Source organism: Limnohabitans sp. (assembly GCF_044373035.1).
In the GTDB taxonomy this organism is placed as follows: domain Bacteria; phylum Pseudomonadota; class Gammaproteobacteria; order Burkholderiales; family Burkholderiaceae_C; genus Limnohabitans_A.
Genome location: NZ_JBILQU010000127.1, coordinates 1 through 6,613, shown reverse-complemented (window position 1 = coordinate 6,613; position 6,613 = coordinate 1). Strand labels below are relative to the sequence as shown.

General features: G+C 62.3%; 5 protein-coding genes. 4 read left to right on the top strand and 1 reads right to left on the bottom strand.

All coding sequences use genetic code 11. The features are described 5' to 3' along the window. Nucleotides 1-267: 267 nt before the first annotated feature. Nucleotides 268-825: an HNH endonuclease gene (locus tag ACIQ47_RS13885; protein WP_396438681.1), complete on the bottom strand. Its 558-nt coding sequence runs from the start codon at nt 823-825 to the stop codon at nt 268-270. 181 nt (nt 826-1,006) lie between these two features. Here ACIQ47_RS13885 and ACIQ47_RS13880 point away from each other — a divergent pair, with 181 nt between their 5' ends. The 4 genes from ACIQ47_RS13880 to ACIQ47_RS13865 form a co-directional block, all read left to right on the top strand. Then, nucleotides 1,007-2,044 (top strand): bifunctional riboflavin kinase/FAD synthetase, encoded by a 1,038-nt coding sequence (locus ACIQ47_RS13880; protein ID WP_396438680.1) that lies wholly within the window; start codon nt 1,007-1,009, stop codon nt 2,042-2,044. Between the two features lie 131 nt (nt 2,045-2,175). Beyond that, nucleotides 2,176-5,055: an isoleucine--tRNA ligase gene (gene ileS, locus ACIQ47_RS13875; RefSeq protein ID WP_396438679.1), complete on the top strand. Its 2,880-nt coding sequence runs from the start codon at nt 2,176-2,178 to the stop codon at nt 5,053-5,055. A 28-nt stretch (nt 5,056-5,083) separates the two neighbouring features. Then, complete coding sequence (gene lspA / locus ACIQ47_RS13870) at nt 5,084-5,584, top strand: signal peptidase II (RefSeq protein WP_396438678.1); 501 nt, start codon at nt 5,084-5,086, stop codon at nt 5,582-5,584. A gap of 43 nt (nt 5,585-5,627) precedes the next feature. Beyond that, a partial coding sequence (locus ACIQ47_RS13865; protein WP_396438677.1) for an aminotransferase class V-fold PLP-dependent enzyme occupies nt 5,628-6,613 on the top strand: 986 nt, incomplete at its 3' end.

Here is a 6,613-nt window from a genome sequence, read left to right as displayed (position 1 = left end):
AGGCGACAAGAGCAGCGCCGACAAGCTGGCGCGTCGGCACAGGCCTGAAGTGGGTGCCTGAGGCCGGCGCGAAGCGCGGCCCTCGAGTGGGGCCGGGTCGCGGCCTGGCAAAAAAGCCAAAGCTGGGTGGGGCATGGTCAGACTCCCTGATGACCCCAAGGCCCAAAGCTGCCTTGAAAGCCAGCCAGGTTGGGGTCTTTTGTTTTCAGGAGGTAATGATGCGACGCTTTGCGCATCCGCGCAAGCCGCGTCGTCTGGCTGTCCCGCTCAGGCCATCAAGCGCGAGCCCTTGGGCACATGCGCCATCAAGAAGGCCATTTGGTCAGCCAGGATACGGCGGTTGCGCAAGATGAAGTCTTCCCAGAGGCTGGGCACATAAGGCGCATACAGCAGGGGCATGCGGGCCTGCTCGGGCGTGCGGTTGCTTTTGCGGTGGTTGCAGGATCGGCAGGCGGTCACCACATTCATCCAGTGGTCTGGGCCACGTTGCGCCAGCGGGACGATGTGCTCGCGGGTCAGTTCCGACTCGTGGAAATGCCCACCGCAATAGGCGCACACCTGGCGGTCACGCACAAACAATTTGGTGTTGGTCAAGCCCGATCGCAAATCAAACGGGTTGATGCGCGGCACGCCCTGGGTGCCGATGATGCTGTTGACGGTGATGATGGATTGCTGACCTGTGAGCGCGTTGTGACCGCCGTGAAAAACCGCCAATTGCTGACCCGCCTCCCAACGCACCTCGTCGGCGGCGTAATGGGTGACGGCTTGCTCCAGCGTGATCCACGATTGCGGCAAGCCTTGGGCCGAGAGTTTCAAAACCTTCACAGACGCCTCCATCCAACAGTTCAAAAACCACTGACACGATAAGTCCCGTCTCGATCCTGCTGTTCAACTCTGGAAGCCGCCGCCAGCGGGATCGGGCTCAGTCACAATATACCCTCTTACATGGACAATACCGTGAATGCTGGCGCTTGTGCCGGATCAACGGCAGGACATCACGAGCGACATGAAGGTTTACCGAGGCTTCCACCATCCCGATCTGGCCCCCGCTTGCGCTTTGACGATCGGCAACTTTGACGGCGTACACCGGGGTCACCAGGCCATGCTGGCCCTGCTGCGCAGCGAAGCGGCCCACCGGGGCGTGCCCAGCTGCGTGATGACCTTCGAGCCCCACCCGCGTGACTACTTTGCCAAGGCCCTCCACCAGCCCGATCTGGCCCCGGCCCGCATCGCCACGATGCGCGACAAACTGCAAGAACTTGAGCGCTGCGGCGTGGACCAGGTGGTGGTGGTGCCCTTTGACGCCCGGCTGGCCAGCCAGTCACCCCAAGACTTCATTGAGCAGGTGCTGGTGCGCGGCCTGGGCGTGCGCTATGTGTTGGTGGGCGACGATTTCCGCTTTGGTGCCAAGCGCGCGGGCGACTACGCCATGCTCGACACTGCCGGACAAAGCTTGGGCTTTGACGTGGCCCGCATGAACAGCTACGAGGTGCGCGGCCTGCGCGTGTCCAGCTCGGCCGTGCGCGATGCGCTGGCCAAAGGCGATCTGCCCGCGGTACAGGCCCTGCTGGGCCGCCCCTACAGCATCAGCGGCCATGTGGTGCACGGGCGCAAGCTGGGCCGCGAGTTGGCCGCCACAGCCCAAGGGGCAGGCGACGGCTTTCGCACCCTGAATTTGCGTTTTTCGCACTGGAAGCCTGCGGCCAGCGGCATCTTTGTGGTGCAGGTGCATGGCCTGGCCGATCAACCCTTGAAGGGCGTGGCCAACCTGGGCATCCGCCCCTCGCTGGACCCGAATGACGTCAATGGCGGGCGCGTGCTGCTGGAGACGCATGCCTTCGACTGGCCTGCCCATCTGGGGGCTGAAGGGGGCTACGGTAAAATCATTCGGGTGGACTTGCTGCATAAATTACACGACGAGCTCAAATACGACGGTCTGGACGCCCTGACCAAGGGCATTTCCAAAGACTGTGACGATGCACAAGCGTGGTTTGCTTCGCGCCATGGTGAAACCAGCCGCCAAACCACCCGCGACCGAATTTGACGCTCTGGCCCTCGTTTGCCGCCTTCGACAGGCTCAGGGCAAACGACCTCAACGGCCCACCCCCTCTTGATCTCTCCGAACGGCCCGCCGCTCGGGCTGAGCTTGTCGAAGCCCCCTCGACTTGACGCACCATGACCGACAAAACCCAGAACCCCGACACCCGCATCAACATGATGGACACCCCGTTCCCGATGCGCGGCGACCTGCCCAAGCGCGAGCCGGGCTGGGTGAGCGAGTGGAACGACGGTGGTTTGTACAAAAAACTGCGCGCTGCCCGTCAAGGCGCACCGCTGTTCGTGCTGCACGACGGCCCGCCCTATGCCAACGGCAAGCTGCACATCGGCCACGCGCTGAACAAAGTGCTCAAAGACATGATCGTCAAGTCCAAGCAATTGGCGGGCTTTGACGCGCAATACATCCCCGGCTGGGACTGCCATGGCCTGCCGATCGAAAACGCGATCGAAAAACTGCATGGCCGCAAGCTCAGCCGTGACGACATGCAGGCCAAGAGCCGCGCCTTTGCCACCGAGCAAATCGGCCAACAGCGCGAAGACTTCAAGCGCCTGGGCGTGCTCGGCGACTGGGAGCGGCCTTACCGCACCATGGACCCGGCCAACGAAGCCGGTGAAATCCGTGCCTTCAAGCGGGTGATCGAGCGTGGCTTTGTGTACCGCGGCCTCAAACCCGTTTACTGGTGCTTTGACTGCGGCTCATCGCTCGCCGAATTCGAGATCGAATACGCCGACAAAAAGAGCGACACGCTGGACGTGGCTTTTGAAGCCGACAACACCGCCGCGCTGGCTGCCGCCTTTGGCCTGCCCCAGCTGCCTGGCGAGGGCAGCAAAAAGGCCTTTGCCGTCATCTGGACCACCACCGCCTGGACGATTCCCGCCAACCAAGCGCTCAACGCCCACCCCGAGCTGGAATATGCCCTGGTGGACACGCCCCGTGGCGTGTTGCTGCTGGCTGCCAGCTTGGTCGAGAAATGCCTGGAGCGCTACAAGCTCGAAGGCTCTGTGATTGCCACCGCTGTGGGCGAGAAGTTGCGCGGCCTGGTGTTCCGCCACCCGCTTCATGACACTGTGAGCGCTGAAGAAGGTGGCCCATACAGCTACCGCCGCCCATCGCCCCTGTACCTGGCCGAGTACGTGACCGCCACCGACGGTACAGGCATCGTGCACTCGTCCCCCGCCTACGGCGTGGACGACTTCAACTCCTGCATCGCCAACGGCCTGGCCTACGACGACATCCTCAACCCGGTGCAAGGCAATGGCGTGTACGCCGAAGAGCTGCCTTTCTTTGGCGGCCAGCACATCTGGAAAGCCTGTGCCCGCGTGATCGAGGTGCTGGGCCAAAGTGACCGCCTGATGGCCACGGTGGAAATCACCCACAGCTACCCCCACTGCTGGCGCCACAAAACGCCCGTCATCTACCGCGCTGCCGCCCAATGGTTTGTGCGCATGGACGAGGGCGAGGGCGTGTTCACCCAAGACAAAGCGCCCAAGACCCTTCGCCAGCTGGCACTCGACGCGATCGAGCAAACGCAGTTCTACCCCGAGAACGGCAAGACCCGCCTGCGCGACATGATCGCCAACCGCCCCGACTGGTGCATCTCGCGCCAGCGCTCCTGGGGCGTGCCCGTGCCGTTCTTTCTGCACAAGGACTCGGGCGAACTGCACCCCAACACCATGGCCATCCTGGACCAAGCCGCTGACATCGTCGAAAAAGGCGGCATCGAAGCTTGGAGCCGCGTGACGGTGGAAGAAATTTTGGGTGCACAGGACGCGCCGCACTACACCAAGAGCACCGACATTCTGGAAGTCTGGTTCGACTCGGGCTCCACCTTCCAGCATGTGCTGCGCGGCAGCCACAAAGACGCTTACGGCGTGCCGCCCTTCCACACCGAAGGCCCTGAAGCCGACCTGTATTTGGAAGGCCACGACCAGCACCGCGGCTGGTTCCACAGCTCACTGCTGCTGGGCTGCGCGCTGTACGACCGTGCACCTTACCGGGGCCTGCTGACCCACGGCTTTGCCACCGACGGCCAAGGACGCAAGATGAGCAAGTCGCTGGGCAACACGGTGGACCCGCAAACCATCACTTCCAAAATGGGTGCAGAAATCGTGCGCCTGTGGGTGGCCAGCACCGACTACTCGGGCGACCTCAATATTGACGAAAAAATCCTGGCCCGCGTGGTGGACAGCTACCGCCGCATCCGCAACACGCTGCGCTTCTTGATGGCCAACGTGAGCGACTTTGACCCGGCGCAGGATGCCGTGGCTGATGACCAATTGCTGGAGATCGACCGCTTTGCGCTGGCCCGCGCCGCGCAGTTGCAAGCCGACATCCGCGCCCACTTCGACATGTACGAATTCCACCCCGTGGTCTCCAAGCTGCAAATTTATTGCTCGGAAGACCTGGGCGCGTTTTATCTGGACGTGCTGAAAGACCGCCTGTACACCACCGCCCCCAAGTCGCTGGCGCGCCGCAGCGCACAAACCGCGCTCTACCGCATCACCCACGGCATGCTGCGCTGGATGGCGCCTTTCCTGTCGTTCACGGCCGAAGAAGCTTGGGGCACTTTCGGCACCTCGGAGTCCATCTTCCTGGAAACCTTCAGCGACTTCGGCTCGGCCGATGCAACGCTGCTGGCCAAATGGGCGCGCATCCGCGAGATCCGCGATCTGGTGAACAAAGACATCGAAAACCTGCGTGCAGATGGTCAAGTGGGCGCGTCGCTGCAAGCCGAAATCACTTTGACCGCGCCTGCGGCTGACCAAGCCCTACTGGCCAGTTTGGGCACAGACATCAAGTTCGTGTTCATCACCTCCAAAGTGACTTTGCAAGCGGGCGACAGCCTTGCGGTGCAAGTGGCGGTCAGCCAAGCCACCAAATGCGAGCGCTGCTGGCACTACGCCGACGACGTGGGCCACAACGCCAACCACCCCACGATTTGCGGGCGCTGCGTGAGCAATTTGCATGGCGCTGGCGAAACCCGCCAAGTGGCCTGACGCCTCCGCACCCACAGGACGCACAAGCATGGCCAACAAATTCAAAAACAGCAACCGCCCCAGCCTGTGGGTCTGGCTGGGCATTGCCCTCTTGGTGCTGCTGATCGACCAGTTCACCAAGGTGTTGGTGCTGGGCGCTTTTCAATTGGGCGACAGCACGCCCATCACCTCGTTTTTCAATTTGGTGCGGGTGCACAACCACGGCGCGGCCTTCTCCTTCCTGGCGGGTGCGGGCGGCTGGCAGCGCTGGTTTTTCACCAGCATCGGCGTGGCCGCGGCCATCTTCATGGTCTGGATGCTGCGTTCACACGCAGGCCAAAAACTGTTCAGCCTGGCCGTCTCGCTGATTTTGGGCGGCGCGATTGGCAACGTCATCGACCGCCTGCTGCACGGCTACGTGGTCGACTTTCTGGACTTTTACTGGGGCACCTGGCACTTTCCAGCCTTCAACGTGGCCGATGCTGGCATCAGCGTGGGCGCGGCCCTGCTGATCCTGGACGAAATCCTGCGCGTGCGTCGCGGGCGTTGAACTTTGTTAAGCTGTCTGCCCTGATTGAAAAAAGGAGACTCCCATGCCCGGATTGCTGCCCCACATTGACCCAGACGGCCTGCTCGAATTTTCGGTGGTCTACACCGACCGCGCCCTGAACCACATGTCCAAGCGATTTGGCGGCGTGATGACCGATATCTCGCGCATGCTCAAAACCGTCTACGGTGCACACTCGGTCGCCCTGGTGCCCGGCAGCGGCACCTTTGGCATGGAGTCTGTCGCCCGGCAATTTGCCACCAACCAGCACGTCATGGTGATTCGCAATGGCTGGTTCAGCTACCGCTGGACGCAAATCTTTGACATGGGCCAGATCCCGAAAAGCCACAGTGTGTTCAAGGCCCGCCGAATCGCAGAAGGCTCACAAGCCGCCTGGACCCCTGCCCCAATCGAGCAAGTCAAAGCCGCCATTGCCTCAGAAAAACCTGCACTGGTGTTTGCCCCACACGTCGAAACTTCGGCCGGCATGATCCTGCCCGACGGCTACCTCAAAGCCGTGTCCGATGCGGTGCACGCGGTGGGCGGCCTGTTGGTGCTGGACTGCATCGCCTCGGGCGCCATGTGGGTGGACATGAAAGCCACGGGGGTGGATGTGTTGATCAGCGCCCCGCAAAAAGGCTGGAGCAGCTCGCCCTGCTGCGCCATGGTCATGCTGAGCGAACGCGCCCGCCAGGCGATTGACGGCACCACCAGCACCACCTTCGCCATGGACCTGAAAAAGTGGCTGCAAGTGATGGAAACCTACGAGGGCGGTGGCCACATGTACCACACCACCTTGCCCACCGATGCGCTGCTGCGCCTGCGCGATGCGATGGTGGAAACCGATGCCTATGGCTTTGCCAAAGTGCGCGAAGAACAAATGGCATTGGGCCGTGCCGTGCGCCAGTTGCTGGCCGAGCGCGGTTTCCCCAGTGTGGCGGCACCCGGCTTTGAAGCGCCTGGCGTGGTCGTCAGCTACACCACCGACCCCGACATCCAAAGCAGCAAAAAGTTCTTGGCCGAAGGCCTGCA